Origin of the sequence: Candidatus Uabimicrobium helgolandensis (assembly GCF_041508025.1) — a bacterium.
In the GTDB taxonomy this organism is placed as follows: Bacteria; Planctomycetota; Uabimicrobiia; order Uabimicrobiales; family Uabimicrobiaceae; genus Uabimicrobium; species Uabimicrobium helgolandensis.
Map to the genome: position 1 here is coordinate 8,403,038 of NZ_CP165719.1, position 18,423 is coordinate 8,421,460.

Sequence of the window (18,423 nt, forward strand, 5' to 3'; positions counted from 1 at the left end):
GTACCCAAAGAAGTTAATTCACAGATCTCCTTAGGTCGAATGTTTAACTGGTTAGAGTCGAGATAAAGATACTCCAGAGAAACTAACTTACCAATTTCTTTGGGAAGATTACTAAGTTTATAGTGTGCCGAAGCTCTTTTTAGATGGCGAGTACTATTTTCAAGGTTGCTGGATTGATTGGGATAAATTACGCGGTAACTTGTTGCAAAATATAAGCGATTTACTACCTGAAGCGAACATAAAACCTTCAAACTCAAAAAAAGAGCAACGCATTCTTGCAATGTTACCTGTTCAGTTGCTTCCTGGAAATGTAAATATCGACAGTAACTTACAAATGTCTCCACTAAAAATTTCATTACTTGTTGCATGGGGATTTATGATTTTGGGAACGATAGCGATTACAGTGCTTCTATTTGGGGTTGTTTCTATTAGTGAACGACGCGCTTCCTTCGTGTCTTCGGTTACACATGAACTGAGAACGCCTTTAACAACATTTCGTATGTATGCTAAAATGTTAAATGAAGGAATGGTGAGCGAGAAAAAACAAAAGCGTTACTTTGCAACAATGTTAGCCGAGGCAAAAAGGCTAACCCATTTAGTTGAAAATGTATTAGAATATGCACGCTTAGAACGAAAATGCACTGGAAGAGATCCAAAACCAGTAGCGGTAAACAATCTAATTCATCATATGCATAGTCATATTGAACAACGTTCAATACAAGGTGGAATGAAACTATCTATTAATATAGATGAAAATCTACAATCAATTGTAACCTATACGGATGTTACTATTATAGAGCAAATTGTATTCAATCTAGTAGATAACGCTTGTAAGTATGCATCAAAAGGATCAGACAAACGAATAGTTATATCTGCAAAAGAATTGCCGCACTACTTTTTGCTTACCATAAGAGATTACGGCCCTGGTATACACAAAAAACAAAAAAAGAAACTATTTGGCGCTTTTAGTAAATCAGCAGAAGAGGCAGCGCATTCTGCTCCAGGTGTTGGGTTAGGCTTGGCCTTGAGTTACCGATTAGCAAAGCATCTTCATGGAAAACTAGTGTACGACTACAAAGTAAAAGACGGTGCAATGTTTACTCTGTATATACCAAAGCATAAAATATAGAGTCCTAAACAAATAGACCATGCGAAAAACGATTAAGAATTCCCGAACAACATTAAGGATATAACATTATGTCAACTGTACAATATCCGTGGGAAAAAGACAAAAGAATGAAAATTCAAGGTCTTTTTTTACAAGAATTACTACAGCAGCACATGGCAAAAACAATAAGAATAGAAACGTTCATTCATGGTAAGTTCTTTCAAAAAGTAGATGTCAAATCTTTACTGAAAGCATTTTTCATGTTTTTAATTGGAATGCCTCTACTTCTTGTTACCGGAGTACTTGCATTTACTTTTGGCTGGATTTATGTGTTGTATCTTCTCATAAGTGAATGGAAAAGAGCCCGCGAATTAGAAATTATTACCAAATGGACAAAACCCTTAGGGGCTATCTCATGTATAACATTAATTGTTCCTGCATGTACCGTTTTAACTAGAGTATTACGAATGTTTCCAAAGGTTTATTTTTTTGTATATCCTTACTACACAGTTGTTAAGACAATAGATGAATATATTATTGTTGGCTGGAATATGTATCCAGGATTATTACCTTGTTATGGACCTATAAGAGATTGTTTTCCTGTGTCAACAGCTAAAATCACGAAGCTCCCTAATAAACTTACTGAGCCAGACACTAAAATTGAGCACAACGGTAATTGTTATGAAATGATTACATTTGGAATTGGTCTTAAAGGAGCAGCATTAGAAAATTTCAAAATGTTTTTTGTCAATTCTAACACAACAGAACTTCAAGCGAATAAAATGTAGCTTAAAATACGCCAAGTACTACCTAATTTTATAATCCACCAAGCAGCGCAATAATATCACTTTGTTTTTTATTGTGCGCTAGTTGTTTTGCAGTGAGATTTTCATCATTGAACACATCTGAATCAGCATTCTTTTCTAATAAGATTTTTACTATTTCTTGGCGCTTATCTTTTGGAATGTCCGCTACTACTGCGACATGCAGTGCCGTATCTCCAGAAACGTTCTGTTTATTGATCTTAACTTTCGCAGATACAAGTACTTTAAGAGTTGCAACATCACTGTTCTTGACCGCAATATGAATGGGATAATTTCCAGCGCTATCTGGTACGTTGATATCTGCTTTAGCGACAATTAATCTTTCTGTTACAACAACATCCTGATTTTTAACGGCAATAACTATAGGAGAACCCTCTAAGACAACTGACATATTAACATCTACTTTAGGAATTAAATATTCCACCGCTTCAATATTACCATCACTTACTGCACGAATAAAAGCATTGTCGAAATCGAACTGATTGTTAAGGTTTTCATAGCCTTTTGGTGCAAAAGAACACGAAACAATAAATACAATCACCAAGAACATACAATATTTCATAAAAATTACCTCTAAAAGTCTTAAGAAGTTTATTTAATACAAGTCGTTTACAGATATTTATTGTAGCAAATTTAACTATCTCCGCGTAAAATTTTATTGTAAAACGTGGCAAGATGTTGCACACTAATATAGCACTATTTTAGTTTTTTCCAACTATCCTGCTGTTGTTTGCGTATAATTTAAAAAGATGACCACTTAGCAATATTTTGTTTATTATGGAGAAATTTATGCATAAGTTATATATAGTTTTGTTGGTACTGTTTTCAACTATATTGTTTGCGAAGGAACCGATTACTGATATTGCTCTTGTGTCCAAAAAAGTACAAGAACTTAAAGACTACGCAATATCTAGGACTGTGGGGATTCGTATCATTATAGGTGATAAGCAAGGTTATGGCTCAGGAGCGTTAGTTTCCGCAGATGGGCTCATCGTTACATGTGCTCACGTTGTAGAGCCAGGTGATTCACTTGTTGTTGTTACTTCTGATGGGCGTGAATATCCCGCTCAAAAACTAGGGCTCAACTCAGTAAATGATTACGCTCTTATCAAAATAAAAGGAAAAGAATTTCCTTATTTTGAATACGGAAATTCAGATGAGCTATCTATGCTAGAATGGGTCGTTGCACTAGGACACCCAGGAGGTCCTTATTTTGATGACCAGCCAGCCGTCGCGTGTGGAAGAATTCGCGGATTTCATAAGAAGTTGCCTATCCAAATGGGCGTAAAGTTCTACGATGATGCAATCCAAACCGATGTACCTATCTTTGCTGGGAACTCTGGTGGACCGCTTATCGATCTTGATGGCAAACTCATTGGTATTAACGGTGCAATTATGCTTGTAAATGAACTTGCCTTTTCAGTTCCAATCAACGAAATAGTTGCTGATATTAAAACCATGACAGCCGGACGTGATGTCAAAGGACGATCACCAGGAAACATTTTTGACGTATTTATGGAAATGCAAGAAGATCTATCTCCTGAAGACATGATGAAAGCTTTCGACAAAAGCCCTATAGGTAAAATATTCAAAATGTTTAGCGGTACGCAACAAATGCCAAAGAAAAAACCAAGCTTAGGAGTTGTTGTTCGCGAGGTAGAACCAGAAGGTTTACAAGTAACAGACGTAGATATTAACAAAATAGGTTCTCTTGCTGGTGTTCGACCAGGAGACATTATCGTTCGCGCCAATGGTATCCCTCTACAACTACGCGAAGATTTAAAAAGTATCGTTGCATCCGCTCCAAAATCCGGCAAAGTATTTTTAACCATTAAACGCGATGGTAAAAAAATACGCATACCTGTTTTTATCTCCGCTCAATCTTATTCACGAGATAACTATTTTCGTCGTCATTTCGTATACAAAGGTTTAGAATTAATGGAAACCACTGTAAAAATACGAAAGGGCCGCAAAGTTTATGGTTATGGTGTTGTTATTTCTGAAGATGGGTGGATATTAACCGCAAATCACATACTTAGTAAAGTGCAAGGTGCTGTTGATGTGCAAATGCAAGATGGCACACGACGTAGTCACATAGGTATAGTCAAGGGACGCAACGGAGTTTTAGACATCGCACTCATAAAAGTTACCTCTGCTAAACCTTTAAAAGCAATGAAAATAGGCGATGATAGCAATGTAAAAATAGGAGAATGGCTTGTTTCTGGAGGAACTGCTAACGGCATTATCAACGCTGGTATGCTTAGTGCTAAAAATAGACAAGTTTCCCACAACCGTCGTGTACCAACTCTTGGACTTTTTGGTATGTTTGGTCAACCAAATAAAAGTCCTGTTCGTGCCTACGATAAAGTATTCCAACACGATACTAATTTAGAGAAAAAGCAATTTGGAACACCTCTTGTTAACATGAAAGGTGAACTTGTTGGGATTAACGTTGCATATTTCTATCGCGGAACAGCTTTTGCTATTCCAATCTCATCAATCATGAAAATTCTACCAGATCTAAAAGCAAGTAAAGTAATCTCTGTTCCTAGCCGATACAAACCTCGCCCAGCGCAAGTCGATAACTTTTCTAAAATTTTACGCCGATTTCTTGGAGATGGGGATGATAACGAAGAGCAGAAAAGCGATCCATTCGAAGAAATCCTAAAAGATTTATTTGGCGGTGGAGAAAAATCTTCGACCTCTAAAGGATTTATTGGAGTTCAAGTCGAAAATCATCCAAATGGTGTAAAAGTTGTTCATACAGTTTTTGGTAAGCCAGCACACCAAGCAGGTGTTAGAAATAACGATGTGATTACTGCTGTGGGTAAGAACTCAATATCAGGAACACAAAGTTTAGTTTCTGTAGTTTCAAAGCTCAAACCTGGTAGCAAAACAACAATATCAATACTACGCCAAAAAAATAGATTTAATCTTCCCATAACTATCGGTAAACGCTAATCATATCTGTATAAAAAAAAGATAATCTTCAATGGCATTTGGGTTTCTTAAACTAACAATAGGAGGGAGGCCCGACTATTATTAGCCTAAGGAAGCTCAAATTTCGTTGAAAGTATTGTAGATGTTAGTCAAAAGAAATCGCATAATCATTTCGTAACTATGCGATTTCTTTACTTTCAACGCAGCCCTGAGAATAAAGATTAGGAAGATTCATTTCGTGTTATTTTTTACATATATAAGTAAAAGCTGGAGGGACATTTGCCCATATAACAGGTGATTTTTCTACCTCAGAAAAACTACGACTTAGTAACTCAGAAAACTTTTTTCCTCGTGGTAGAGGTGCACCGTGAATATAAGCAAAAGAGACAAATATTCCTCCTGGCTTTAACGCCTCAACAGCAGCATGCAAAATTCTTTTTTGCAAATTGTCAGGAAAGCCAGCCCACGGCAAACCTGAAACAATGCAATCACACTCTATAATGTTATGTTTTGCGAGATACTTTTTCACATTACTAGCATCATCATTATAAATCGTTACCTGCGGACAACGTTTTTGCGTTAACTCCATAAACTTGGAGTTGATTTCTATAGCAATGAAAGTTGCTTCTGGAGATTTTGCATTATAGATTTTTTCTGTAAATACCCCTGTTCCAACACCAAATTCAACAATAGAATTGGCTTGAGAAACTTTCGCGCTTTTTACCATTAAATCACCTAGTTTTTTTGAACTAGGTGCAACGGCTCCTGTATTCACTGGGTTTTTAAAAAAAGCTTTTAAAAAATCAATGGTACTCACAGAAGCTCCCTTCTCTATAAAAATAAATGTTATATAGTGCTGTAAAGAAAAAAAGTTTTCTAGGATATATCACTGCATTTCTCGGCAATTTTACCAACCAAACCATACTCTTTTGCTTCTTCCGCAGACAACCAAAAATCACGATCGCAATCATCAGTAATTGTGTCGACATCTTTATCTGTTTCTTTCGCGATAATTGTATTGTAACGTTCTCGCAATTTTATGATTTGATTAGCATTGATTTCGATATCAGAAGCTGTTCCAAATAGCTGCGTTGATGGTTGGTGCAGTAAAAAACGCGAATTTGGTAAAGAAAATCGTTTGCTTTTTTCAGCAGCCATATAAATAAGAACAGCTGCACTTGCGCAAATACCAGTACAAATCATATGGATAGGTGGTGATACAAAACGCAAGATATCATAAATAGCAAAGCCAGAATCTGCAGAACCACCTGGAGAATTCACATATACTGTAATAGGCGCGTCTTTATCTTCTTCTTGCATGAGTATACATTGAGCCGTTACTGCTCTAGCGAGTTTATCAGTAATTTCTTCAGAGATCATAATTACTCTAGCTTTTATTAAACGTCCTACTAAAGCTTCTCCTCCGTCTTTTTTTTCTTTTTCTTCTTGGCTCATATTCAGTTCCTTATTTTAGGTTTCAATCAGTATGTTTTAAGTGACTAGTATACTATTACACTAGTTTGAATATTTGTAATACCTAATGATTAATCTAACACCAAACTAGTCACTATCATTTACACAGAATATTAGTATGTTTACTACTCGTAGTCAAACAAAATCCTCGCGTAATCATTATTTCATTTTCTATATTCAACAATAATTTCGGCACCTATCTTTACTTGTAAATTTTTGGCTGCATTCCCTAAGTTCTGTGCAATTTCAAGTAATGTATTACTATTAATAAGCGCTAGGTACTTTTTATAGTCTGCGTTACTATAACTTGTTACAATTTCATTTACAGACAAATTGTTTAAAGTAATTTGTACTTTTTTGCGATTAACCACCAATTGATCGATAATATCTTCTGAAATATTTGTAGTAATATTACCGAAATGATCAATATCAATAACTCTACCATAGATACGGCAAAGGTCTGTATCTAGTTTGACAGGTGGCAAAGAAAATTGATTTATTTCTTCATAACTAATTTCTCTCCCAAGCAAATAAGGGTCTAATCCATTTGCTAAGTGTCCTGCCACAGGAGCAAAAATATCACGACCGTGAAATGTATCTGACACCTCTGGTAAGAAATACTCTTCGTTTGAGACTTCTAAAATCACATCGATATTATCAAAATCAAGAGATGATAAGACTCCATTATCAGGAGCTAAAAATTGTTGTTCATTAGCCTGTACATAAAGTATACGCCTGGTAGAACCCACACCAGGATCAACGATAACAACATGCAAAGTATTTTTCGGATAATAGGGAGTAATAGATGATATTGTTAAATCTGCCTTGCGAATATCTTGAGGAGGAATGCTATGCGATATATCAACAAGATTTGCATCAGGGGCAATACTTAGGATAACGCCTTTCATTGCCCCTACAAAACTATCACGTAAACCAAAATCAGTAGTGAGTGTCACAATCATTATATTTATCCCGAAGATAGTATGTTCACACGTCTAATGTAGAAGACGCGTTAAGTAACCAATTTTAAGGCACCTATTTAATTTTTGGAATGCTTTCAATGTTTCTTATGGCTTGGTATCTACACCTTAGCAAACAACAACCGTGCTTTTTATTATAGTATCAATTATTAGATTTGACAATCATAATTAGACTATATCAATGTATAGTAAACTCCATCTGCTTTGTGTAAAATCGACTTGTTTTTATTTTAGGATATGAGTAAAATAAATAATAACTTTTGGCAGATCGCTTAAAAGCCTGTTACAAAATTAGTTGAGGGTAAAAAATCTAAACGTTTTAGCTTCCAATAAAGTAGGGCGTGTCATCATTCAAAATATTGTGTGTTTTTTCGAGCCGGAGCCCGTTTGTGAGCCCGTTTCCGAAACTTTCACTAACAATTTATCAAAGAAGCAAAGTTTCTTTTTCCATCGCAAAAAACTAGTATTGAACCAATAAATCACTTTCTGTCGCTCTCAAAAATTTTTCGGGCGCGGGCTCGCAAACGGGCTCGGGCTCAATACTACTGGCGTATCATTAAATGAATCCGTTATATTTTATCTGTATTGAATGATGACACGCCCTAATTCGTGATAAAAAATAACCAAATTAGAAATTAAAAGAAACAATTTTGTGTCTTGAAATAATTTTATAACAGACTCTAAAACCAATCGAAATAATTCGTACATTCTAAGTATCTTAAAAAAATTTTGCAACGAACTTAAAATAAAACCACTAATATCGAAAACTGTGTAGGTATTTTGTCAGGTTACTTATGAAAAAAATTGTTTGCGAGTGCGGAAAAAAAATTCGCGTTTATGAAAAAACCTTAGGAAAACAGGGGAAATGCCCACGTTGTAATAGAATTATTGCTATTTCAGCACATATATGGAAAAATTCTCCTGAAACCCATGAAATTAACGAATACGCTGTTATCCGTGAAATCAGCCGTGGGCATATCGGTGTTGTTTACGAAGTAATCGATAAGCATGAAAAAAGATTCGCTGTAAAAATTGCTTATTCTGAAAACGAAAATGAAATGCTGCAACGCGAATACGACATGCTTAAAGATATCTCTCACAGAAATATTATTTGCTATCATCAAATAAACACATACAACAAACGAAAATTTGTCGTAATGGATTTTATCGATGGAAAATCTTTACAGGATATATTACTAGGTCTTCCAGGACAACTACCTGTTTTTATCTGTCTACAAATCGCACAACGGTTGGCAAAAACACTTGGCTATTTACACGACAAAAATATAGTTCACTGCAATATAAAACCTTCTAACATATTATTTACAAGTCACTATGAACTTGTAATTATTAATTTTTCTATCGCACAAAATGTAAACAAGGCTTTAGAGATTCCTGCAGAATTTGGTAGTAGCCCACGGTATACATCTCCAGAACAAAGGCTACGTTGTAAAGCACAGCCGCAAAATGATATTTATTCACTAGGATGCATACTTTTTGAACTTCTGACAGGAGGATCTATTGTTTGCGATGAAGATTTGTTAAAAAGTCAGCATTTATTTCATTCATCACCACATGAAATCAATATCACTATTCCTCAAGAGATCAATTCTATTTGTCGCAAAGCAATTCATCAAGAAATTGACTATCGTTATTCAAGTACAACTCAACTTGTCTACGAAGTCGAAAACTATATCGGTAGCTCTTGCGAAAGTTTAGCTTTACAACTGCAAAAGTTTTTTAATGAAGTAACCTTTGAAGAACCACTACAATCTCTAAATCCACAAGTAACTGTGGAAAATGAATTTGCGCATTTTCGAATCTTGCAATATTTCCGTAGAGACCACTACGGCGTTACTTATAAAGCCTTAGACACGCATAGTAATAAAATCATTACTTTAAAAGTACTTCTTAACGCACAGGATAACAATAACGAAGATTTCCGTAATTGTATTGCAAATGTAAAAAAAACCCACCATCCTTATATTGCCCAAATCACATCTTATGGGGTCAGCCCTCAAAAACATTATGCCACTGAGTATATATGGGGGCAACCACTTACAAAATTAATTGGTACTCACAAATACAAGAAACTAGCAAAAATTTTTTACAAGATTGCTCTTGCTTTAGATTTTTCTCATGAAAAAGGTATTTATTGCGGTTTACACCCCCAAAGTATATTTATAGATGAAAACCTCGACCCAAAAATATTTGACATAAATTTACGATATTTTTACGAAAAAGAGAGCATGCTCGTCAATAATGTACTTTGCTATACATCTTCACAAACTATTGAACAAAACTCTATGACACCACAAGACGATATATACACATTTGGAGCTATTCTATATAATATCCTTACAAAACGACCTCTTTTTGAGGGTAAGAATAAGACTGTCATTGCTCAAATTAATCGCGGTGAATTTATTTCCTTGCGCCAGATAAATCCCGATATTCCTGTTGATTTAGAATATATCTGCACAAAGTGTTTAAATAAAAATTTAAATAAACGCTATTCGGCGGCTAGTTCAATAGTATTCGATTTGAAAAAATTTCTCGATGGAGATATACTTCCAGAAGTACAGAAAAGTACTAACAACAAGAAAAAATTACTATCGATTTCCTTATTTATGGTCGCAACAATCACTAGTTTATTCATCTACTTACAGTTTTATACAAATACGGAAAAAAACAATTTCTTACAAAAACAACTTTCCGAGACTTTAATACAAAATGCTCGCATTTTTTATCAGCAAAATCAGTGGAAACGTTCTGGAGAACTAAGTCTAAAAGCCTTAAAAATAGAAGAGCCCAACTCAGTAGAGATCGCAAAAAATATTTTTCATAAATCATATTTGAATTCGCATATAAAATGGTCCAACTCTCTTTCTACACAACAAGTAAAATTCAACCCTAGTGGAAATGTTATAGCCTTTGTATCGGAACAAAGAGTTTTCATCGTCAATTCTCACAATGGCAAGATTATAACTCAACGTGAATTTCTTCAAAAAATAGACCATTTTATATTCAGTAATGAAAAAGAGTGTTTATTTTTTCTCGCTAACGGTGATTGCCAACGATGGAACTACGTTACAGAAAAAATAAATAAAAACAATAGTTTTTCATCGCAAATTTTAGCTGTTGGTGGTTGTATTGTTGCTCATCAAATAAATAACCAATTTTGTTTATTTGATTTCCGAAATGACAAAGAAATTGCATGTTGGGATGGCACTGGCGAAGATATAACTATTAGCTCTACGGAAGGAACTGTTGCATTTCGCAATGAAAAAAAAGTTGAAGTATGGAGAATAGCCGATCAAACGCGACTTTTTTCAAAAGATAGTCATTTCAGAATTGCTATTTCCGATAAAATTCTAGCTCTATACAACAATAATGATATAGTTCTATACGATCTAGAGTCAGGCAAAGAATTAAAAAAAATATATGTCGAAAACCTTGTCGATGTTTCATTTTCCAAAAACAACAAATCTTTGATACTCAAAACAACGCAAGGAATACAGATATATAACATCTCTCTTAAATTTATAGAGCATTCATTTCAAAATGCCAACGCTTGTCTTTACCATCCACATAAAAAAGAATTAATTCTAATTGAAAAAAATGCTCACTATTTAGATTACAGTGGTTGGCGTTTTTTCAAAACGCAATTAAATCAAAAAATTTCTATAAAAAAGAAGTTATTTCCAAAATACATACAAGCTTTTCATCCTCGCGCAGAGTTTTATAAATTGTCCCCAAATAAAAAGCTAGCAATTGTTGTGGAAGACAACGTTATTTTTATATGGAAAGTGCAGAAAAGATATCCATCAATAAGCATTTCTAATTTTGCGCTCAACCAGAAGATAAAAGACTGTGTATGGATGTCTCAGTATCAATTTATTATAAAAAATTATGGTATTGGTGTATCTGTCGACTTGCAAAATCTCCGGCAACCACCTTTGTCATTTTCTCAAATAAAATCAAAACGAACATTTATCACTAAATAGGATCTTTTATGAGAAAATTAATCTTATGGTTGCCTTTTTTAGGCTTCATTATATCTTTTGCAATTTGCTTTTCTTATATAAGCTATTTTGTATTTAATGAACGAATACGCGATAACCCACTCATTATTATCATAACTTCTTTTATCGTAGGACTTATAGCTACTTATGGCGCTATATCCACTATACATAAATCTTCAAAGAAAATATTAAAAATTGCCAACTTTATTTTTGCATTGTTAGCTTTAATCTTCCCACTAATATTCACTTTTTTTACGACAACACTTTCTTATGATTTACCTGACCAAAACTTAGCCTTGCAAGGGGATGTTGTCGCCCCTGTTTTTACTCTTATCGATAGTAATGAGCACAAGGTAAGTCTCCAAGATTTCTCAGGAAAAAATTTACTAGTGGTTTTTTACCGTGGTCACTGGTGACCTTTTTGCCTCTCTCTTTTGCAAGTTTTGCAAAAAAATTACGATAAGTTTAAAACTCTAAGTACTGAAATAATTGCTATTAGCGTTGATTCTCCTGCCGAAAATAAAAAAGTACGCGATAAGTTAGGATTGAAATTCGAAATTCTATCAGACAACACACACCAGACAATCAAAAATTATAAACTTTTTCACGATATGCGAGGTGGGGTTGCGCGACCAGCAGAGTATCTTATTGGAGCTAATGGGAAAATTGTTCACACATGGCTTACAAATAATTTTCGCGTACGAACGCGAGCAAAAACTATTTTGCAAAAAATCAAAGAATTGCAAAAAAAACTAAAGGACAACAAATGATTCCTGTTCATACAACAGCTCTAGTAATCATTCCCCCTAAACATTTATGGGAACCTATTCAAAAAATTCGCGAAGAACATGATCGCAATATACGGCGTTGGATGCCACACATAACATTATTCTATCCATTTGTTCCTCGCGAACATTTTCAAGACACAAAAAAAGATTTACAGAATGTTTGTCAGAATATAAAACCATTCAAAATAACACTTGATGCTGTGGGGAAATTCAAGCAACGCAAAGGTAATTTTATTTTATGGGTAGGTTGTGAAGAACAACAAGAAATTCAAAATCTCTACAGCTCTCTAAGTTCTGCTTTGCAAAACACCATGGAAATAAAAAAGCGTCCTTTTCATCCTCATTTGACCATTGGTCGTATGCGCGATGCAAAAGTATTTGATGAATTGAAGAACAATGTTCAGTCTACTTGGCAACCCGTAGAGTGGCAGGTTGACAATGTTAGCTTAATTTGGCGTAATAATTCACCAGATGATATATTTCGTATTGAACACGAAATACCGTTGTCATAGTTCCACAAGAATACCAAACACTAGGGCGTGTCCCTATTTAGATTTTTACAAAATTCGAGTTATTTTAAGTAGTAGCGAGGCACTTTGAAAGTGAATAGTTTTACTATGCGCTTGAAAAGTAACAAAGTTAGTCATTAAAAGCACCGAGTTATGAGAGATATGAATAGGGACACGCCCTAAGATAAAAATATATTTTCTATTGGTCCAATTCATAATATGTTGCAAAATGTTTAGCGTAAACTTAAAACACCTGCCTAAAAGTAAATGTATTATTTAAATAAGGATAAACTATGTATCAAAAATATTTATGTATCGCTATTTTTATTTGTTCAGCGGTAACTTATACTCAGCAAAATGAGCAACTATTAGAAATGATGTTACCCAATGAAAATCATTCTAAACTGGATTCTTTGACTGGTTTTTGGGAAGCAACATGCTCTGTGTATAACGGAAGTGGAAAAATCGTTTATGAAGAAACAGGTTTTTGCGAGAACAAGTGGGTCTTAGGAAAACGCTTTGTATTATTAGAGCATATGTTTACCAGTTTTCACACAGCAGCAATAGTAGGGTATGATAATTTTTTACAAAGTTATACTGCGGCTCACATAGATAGTGAATCAACAGGGATTCATCATTTTATTGGTAATGTGAGCCAAGAAAACAGCAAAACAAGTTTTATTCTACGCGGAGAAAGTATTGGTTTTGATGGTGAATTGGTTTCAACGGTTTATATTATTGAAATTTCAAATCACAATCACTATAAATTAAAAGTGCATTATGAAATAGATGATAAACATTTAAAAGTAATTGAAATTAACTTTGTACGTCTTGATGACGCAACGATTAGTCGCGCTCAAAAGCAAATCGATCAATTTGTAGCAAATTCATTTGCAAGAATGTCAATAAGCGATCAAAAACTGCAACATCTAAATCCTCTTGTAGGTCAGTGGAAAGTTGAATCACTCATTTACGACAACGCTGGAAATATCATAAGAGTTGTAGAAGGTGCAAGTGACCACCGCTGGATTATGATGCGCAAATTTGTAATGATGGCAGCGAAAATGGGAGACTACGAAAGTTTATCTATCATTGGCTACGATAAAACCAAAAAAGCTTATGTTGCAGCCCATGCTGATAATGTCGGAACCTCTATTTATCACTCTGAAGGTGGTAAGGTAAAAAAAGAATTCAAGATGTATGGAACTGCGATGGACTACTCTACCGGTGAAAAAACTGAATTAACTCAAACAATAAAAATAAACAATATAAATTCTCATACCAGCGAAATGTATCGTCAAAGAGATAAAGAAGGCTTAGGAATTAGTACATTGCAAATGAAAGCCACAAGACTACAAAAATAAAAACCTCATTTGTTGAATAAAGATAAACTACAAATTACAGTCTATTTTAAAATGCCTATATTCACATAAACATAAATATAGGCATCTTAAATTTTAATTTTATCAAGCTTTGTTACTTTGGTACACTTTCTCTACGCTATCCCAACAAAGTTCAAGATTTCCGCCGCGTTTTTCTACTTGTGCTCCGTGCGATTTCAGTAAATCAATACATGCATGATCTATATAGTTGAGTCCATCAAGAAGGATATGAATTTGACCATCCCATGGTAACGATTCTAACTGTTGAGCTAACTCTGGAATTTTCAAGAATGTTGCTGAGCCTTTGAAACGCATTGTGTAAACTTCTTCTTTTTTTTCTACAGTAATGCTCAAGTGATTCATGACATAGAGCATTTTGCATAAAGCCAAACCAAACCCAATTACAATCCCAGTCAAAAGATTTGTAACAACAATACCAACAATAGTTGCTATGTATATAAATACTTCACTTTTTCCGTATTTTTTAAGTTCTTTAATAAAGCTGATATTGATAAGCTTTATACCAATGTATACTAATATTGCAGCAAGACTTGCTTTTGGGATTAAGTTAATTATCTGAGGAAATATCACTATAAATAATAGTAACCACATACCATGAAGTATCGCAGAGTAACGAGTTTTTGCACCCGAATTTATATTTGCAGAACTGCGTACAATTACTCCTGTCATTGGTAATGCGCCAAGGAATCCACATATAACGTTTCCTACACCTTGAGCAAAAAGTTCTTTGTTATAGTTCGTTCTTTCACCATCATGGAGTTTATCCACAGCAGTAGCGCATAGTAAAGTTTCCGCACTTGCAACGATAGCGACAGTAAAAGCCAAAGTAATTCCTTTTGATGTTGTTAATATCGAAAGAGCTTCCCAGCTAAGAAAACTTGAACTACTAACAAGAGTTTCAGGCAGTTTAATATAGTCGATTTCTAATTTAAAGCATTGTGCAAAAACAACAGCTGCAACTACACCTAGTAGAGTCCCAGGAATAAACTTTAGCTTTTCTGGGCGAAATTTATTCCAAGAAAGAAGTGTTACAATAGTTATTATTCCTGCGTAGGCGGCTAAGTGGTGATTATCAAGCCCTGGAGGAAATACTACTTTAATAAATGCTTCTGGAATCGAAATTAAGTTGGCAACCCCACCAGCTTTAACCGGATCATCGATCATTATATGGAATTGAGAAGAAAATATTAAAACCCCAATTCCTGATAGCATACCGACAATAACAGCAGGAGAGATAGCTCGAAACATTTGCCCAAAACGCAAGGAACCGGCAATAAGTTGTATTATACCACCAGCAAAAACAATGGCGCCTAAACCCTGTAGGCCAATGCCCGAAGTATTGACTAGTTCAAGTATAATAATAGCTAAACCTGCAGCAGGCCCACTTACTTGTAATGGACAACCAGCAAGAAAACCGACAACTAAACCTCCGACAATCCCCGTGATTAGTCCTTTTTCTGCTGGTACACCAGAAGCTACAGCAATTCCTATACACAGAGGTAAAGCTACAAGAAATACTACAACAGAAGCTAGTGTTTCTCTTAATATACTTTTTTGATCCATTTTGTATCCCATCAATTATCTTTGTTGAATGTGAATCTTATTTTAACCTAAAACTAAAAACAAAGTAACGCATTTGCAATTGATTTCTCCGACCAAAAAACAGGGTAAAATCCGAAAATTTTTTGGCGTAAAATAAATTGCAAGCATGTTCTTTGTTTTATCCATAGAGTTTGCTCAAAATTTTATTTAGGGCGTGTCATTATTCAAAATATTGTGTGTTTTTTCGAGCCCGAGCCCGTTTCCGAAACTTTCACTAACAATTTATCAAAGAAGCAAAGTTTCTTTTTCCATCGCAAAAAACTAGTATTGAACCAATAAATCACTTTCTGTCGCTCTCAAAAAGTTTTCGGGCGCGGGCTCGCAAACGGGCTCGGGCTCGCAAACGGGCTCGGGCTCGCAAACGGGCTCGGGCTCAATACTACTGGCGTATCATTAAATGAATCCGTTATATTTTTATTTGTATTGAATGATGACACGCCCTAGTTCATATGGATATTTTATTTGTAAAATGGAGAGGAAAAAGTATCTGCATTTACTTTTTCAACTCCACTCTATACATCTTACATCAAACAAAATACATCAGACGCACAGGTAATGACCACGCGCGTTTATTAACGTTAAATATTATCTATTGATTTTTCATCTAAGATTTTCCAATCTTTGTTTGAAAAATCGTAAGCTTCAACAATTCCTTTACTAATATCGTAAACCCACCCGTGAAATTCTAGTGGCTTTCCTTGCATAAAGGAATAGCTTTTTAAATTATCAATTTGCTGTAATACATTGTGTTTAATCAAGCCCTCTAAACGCTGCTTGTTATCATCTATATCTTTTAAAGATTCTAGATACGACTCCTCTATGTTTGATTTCTTCAACCACGAACAAACATGTGGAAGAGATAAACTGTCGATGTTTATAATACCTTGCATCGCACCACAGTTAGAGTGTCCCATAATAATAACGTGCTCTACATTCAGAGCTTCAACACAGTACTCTATACTAGCAATTTCACCAGACCCCTCTTCTGAAATAGGGATCATGTTCCCAGCATTACGAATAATGAACAATTCTCCAGGATCGGTACTGGTAACTACGTGCGGACAAATTCTTGAGTCTGCACAAGTGATAAGACAAATTTTGGGATCTTGTTGGCTTTCAAGAGAAGAGAATACACTTTTTTTCTCTTCGTAAACACCTTGTTGAAAGTTTTTTATCCCTACTTGCAATTTATTTATAAAATTCATTTTACATCTTTCTCTTTAAATTATAATATAAACATATTAAAGAAATATAAAATGTTTACTTGTTAAGTAGTATAATAACTAAAACATAATTTACAACTATAAAATTTTTTTTCAGAATAAAAACTAAAATTTGCATATAAATTAGAGCGTATCATCAATTAAAACATTATATTAAAGACTCGCGACTTACACATTTGCTCTTATATAAATATATTATGTTGTTATCATAACAGAAAATGTTAAAATGATAATAAACAGACAGAAATAATTTACTTTAAATGTTAGGTAAGTAAATTTTTAATGTTGAGTGGCTTATAACTTTATTGTTACAGATAGGTAAAAATATGACGGCAAGAAAAATAGTCGCTGGAGAACTAGCCTCCTTATTTAAAGTACTTGCAAACGGAGACCGAATCAGAATCATTGAAGAGCTGCGGATAAGTGAAAAAGACGTTAATACTTTACAATCTATTTTAGGAACTTCTAGCTCGCGCGTTTCGCAACATCTGTCGCAATTAAAGTCTCACAAACTAGTAAAAGAGCGACGTCAAGGAAAACATAAATTTTATAGTTTAGCAAAATCGGAAATAGCTGATTGGTTAATGGGCGGTCTTGATTATTTAGAAAATGAGCTTGTTAACACACAAGCCTTGTGTGAGGCTGTTATAGAAGCTAAAAAATTATGGACCGCTAAAAATAAGTAAAAAAACACTTGCATAATTTTGTGGGGTGTGTTTTAAGTATAGTTATGAAAAAAATAGTTTATCTAATTACATTAATTATATTTGCTGCCCCATTAAATTCTTACATACATCATGTTTACAGTTGTAAAACACACAAAAATCAACAGAGTAAGTGTGGTCATGAGCATACTAACAAACATGAATCAAAAAAAGAGCATAAGTGCTCTGTGTGTCTGCTTTTAGATAGTAACTATTTTGATAACTCAATTATCATTCCACATGTAAAACCAACAACATTCACTTTAGTAACAATTTGCTCAAAAAGCACTTTGGGTTACTACTATCCTGATAAAGATTCTAGATCTCCTCCTGCATAATATTTCTTGTTTGTTACTTATAAATTCGAAGTAAAGTTTCAAGAAATAGTTTTCTATGACTTTCGTTTTATTTTTTAAGAAAAGTTTTTCTCGTATTCATTTATCTATCTAGTAGTTTCGAGTCTATTTTCGAAAAAACTTTAGATTTTTTATTTGAATGCATCTTGATTAATTTCTCTTAACAAATAATGCCAACTCATCGAATTTCAAAATCGAATTGCCATTGAATCGAGCAAAAGCTATCTATTTCATCAACTCAAATTACAAGTAAAAAGCTTTTATATTAATTAGACTTAATATAGTTTAGATAAGGAGTAACAAAAACTCTGACATCTAATCGGTGCTTTAGCTTAACTCGCTCCAAATAGCTTAGTTTTGAGTTACAAACAAAATCAATTCTTAATAAAAACCAGAAAATCTGTACTAGCATTAAATGCTAGCAGATTTTCTAATTTAAATTTCAAAAAACGGTTACTCTTTGTCCGATTTTTTTTGAAATGCATGGT

Annotated in this window: 15 protein-coding genes and 1 pseudogene; 10 read left to right on the top strand and 6 right to left on the bottom strand. The window is 34.2% G+C overall.

Going from position 1 to position 18,423, the window contains the following annotated elements; all coding sequences use genetic code 11:
• The first annotated feature begins 124 nt into the window (after window positions 1-124).
• Together UABHE_RS30990 and UABHE_RS30995 are read left to right on the top strand one after the other, a co-directional pair.
• Complete coding sequence (locus UABHE_RS30990) at window positions 125-1,129, top strand: sensor histidine kinase (protein WP_372367290.1); 1,005 nt, start codon at window positions 125-127, stop codon at window positions 1,127-1,129.
• A gap of 68 nt (window positions 1,130-1,197) precedes the next feature.
• Window positions 1,198-1,896 carry a hypothetical protein gene (locus tag UABHE_RS30995; RefSeq protein ID WP_372367291.1) on the top strand — a complete coding sequence of 233 codons (699 nt, stop codon included), beginning with the start codon at window positions 1,198-1,200 and terminating at the stop codon, window positions 1,894-1,896.
• 28 nt (window positions 1,897-1,924) lie between these two features.
• On the opposite strand, the gene UABHE_RS31000 is transcribed toward UABHE_RS30995, so the two are convergent.
• Window positions 1,925-2,494, bottom strand: coding sequence for an ankyrin repeat domain-containing protein (locus tag UABHE_RS31000; protein WP_372367292.1), 570 nt, complete (start codon window positions 2,492-2,494; stop codon window positions 1,925-1,927).
• Window positions 2,495-2,721: 227 nt separating this feature from the next.
• On the opposite strand from UABHE_RS31000, the gene UABHE_RS31005 reads away from it, so the two are divergent.
• Window positions 2,722-4,893 carry a S1C family serine protease gene (locus tag UABHE_RS31005; protein ID WP_372367293.1) on the top strand — a complete coding sequence of 724 codons (2,172 nt, stop codon included), beginning with the start codon at window positions 2,722-2,724 and terminating at the stop codon, window positions 4,891-4,893.
• Window positions 4,894-5,113: 220 nt separating this feature from the next.
• Here UABHE_RS31005 and UABHE_RS31010 read toward each other — a convergent pair whose 3' ends face one another.
• The 3 genes from UABHE_RS31010 to UABHE_RS31020 all read right to left on the bottom strand — a co-directional run bounded on the left by UABHE_RS31010 (window position 5,114) and on the right by UABHE_RS31020 (window position 7,307).
• Window positions 5,114-5,689, bottom strand: a complete 576-nt coding sequence (locus tag UABHE_RS31010; RefSeq protein ID WP_372367294.1) for a class I SAM-dependent methyltransferase — start codon at window positions 5,687-5,689, stop codon at window positions 5,114-5,116.
• Window positions 5,690-5,748: 59 nt separating this feature from the next.
• Window positions 5,749-6,327, bottom strand: coding sequence for a ClpP family protease (locus UABHE_RS31015; protein ID WP_372367295.1), 579 nt, complete (start codon window positions 6,325-6,327; stop codon window positions 5,749-5,751).
• Window positions 6,328-6,509: 182 nt separating this feature from the next.
• Window positions 6,510-7,307, bottom strand: coding sequence for an S-adenosyl-l-methionine hydroxide adenosyltransferase family protein (locus tag UABHE_RS31020; RefSeq protein WP_372367296.1), 798 nt, complete (start codon window positions 7,305-7,307; stop codon window positions 6,510-6,512).
• Window positions 7,308-8,119: 812 nt separating this feature from the next.
• On the opposite strand from UABHE_RS31020, the gene UABHE_RS31025 reads away from it, so the two are divergent.
• The 5 genes and pseudogenes from UABHE_RS31025 to UABHE_RS31045 all read left to right on the top strand — a co-directional run bounded on the left by UABHE_RS31025 (window position 8,120) and on the right by UABHE_RS31045 (window position 14,011).
• Window positions 8,120-11,332 (top strand): protein kinase, encoded by a 3,213-nt coding sequence (locus tag UABHE_RS31025; protein WP_372367297.1) that lies wholly within the window; start codon window positions 8,120-8,122, stop codon window positions 11,330-11,332.
• Window positions 11,333-11,340: 8 nt separating this feature from the next.
• Complete coding sequence (locus UABHE_RS31030) at window positions 11,341-11,766, top strand: hypothetical protein (protein ID WP_372367298.1); 426 nt, start codon at window positions 11,341-11,343, stop codon at window positions 11,764-11,766.
• 12 nt (window positions 11,767-11,778) lie between these two features.
• A pseudogene (locus UABHE_RS31035) lies at window positions 11,779-12,120 on the top strand (peroxiredoxin family protein); the annotation flags it as partial.
• Window positions 12,117-12,650 carry an RNA 2',3'-cyclic phosphodiesterase gene (thpR, locus tag UABHE_RS31040; RefSeq protein WP_372367299.1) on the top strand — a complete coding sequence of 178 codons (534 nt, stop codon included), beginning with the start codon at window positions 12,117-12,119 and terminating at the stop codon, window positions 12,648-12,650. The pseudogene UABHE_RS31035 and the gene thpR, both read left to right, overlap by 4 nt.
• A 290-nt stretch (window positions 12,651-12,940) precedes the next feature.
• Complete coding sequence (locus tag UABHE_RS31045; RefSeq protein ID WP_372367300.1) at window positions 12,941-14,011, top strand: DUF1579 family protein; 1,071 nt, start codon at window positions 12,941-12,943, stop codon at window positions 14,009-14,011.
• A gap of 102 nt (window positions 14,012-14,113) precedes the next feature.
• Here UABHE_RS31045 and UABHE_RS31050 read toward each other — a convergent pair whose 3' ends face one another.
• A complete protein-coding gene (locus tag UABHE_RS31050; protein ID WP_372367301.1) occupies window positions 14,114-15,613 on the bottom strand; it encodes a SulP family inorganic anion transporter in 1,500 nt (499 codons plus the stop codon).
• A gap of 617 nt (window positions 15,614-16,230) precedes the next feature.
• A complete protein-coding gene (locus UABHE_RS31055; RefSeq protein ID WP_372367302.1) occupies window positions 16,231-16,857 on the bottom strand; it encodes a carbonic anhydrase in 627 nt (208 codons plus the stop codon).
• A gap of 344 nt (window positions 16,858-17,201) precedes the next feature.
• Here UABHE_RS31055 and UABHE_RS31060 point away from each other — a divergent pair, with 344 nt between their 5' ends.
• Both UABHE_RS31060 and UABHE_RS31065 read left to right on the top strand, forming a co-directional pair.
• A complete protein-coding gene (locus UABHE_RS31060) occupies window positions 17,202-17,561 on the top strand; it encodes an ArsR/SmtB family transcription factor (RefSeq protein WP_372367303.1) in 360 nt (119 codons plus the stop codon).
• Between the two features lie 44 nt (window positions 17,562-17,605).
• Window positions 17,606-17,917 (top strand): hypothetical protein, encoded by a 312-nt coding sequence (locus tag UABHE_RS31065; protein WP_372367304.1) that lies wholly within the window; start codon window positions 17,606-17,608, stop codon window positions 17,915-17,917.
• Window positions 17,918-18,423 lie beyond the last annotated feature (506 nt).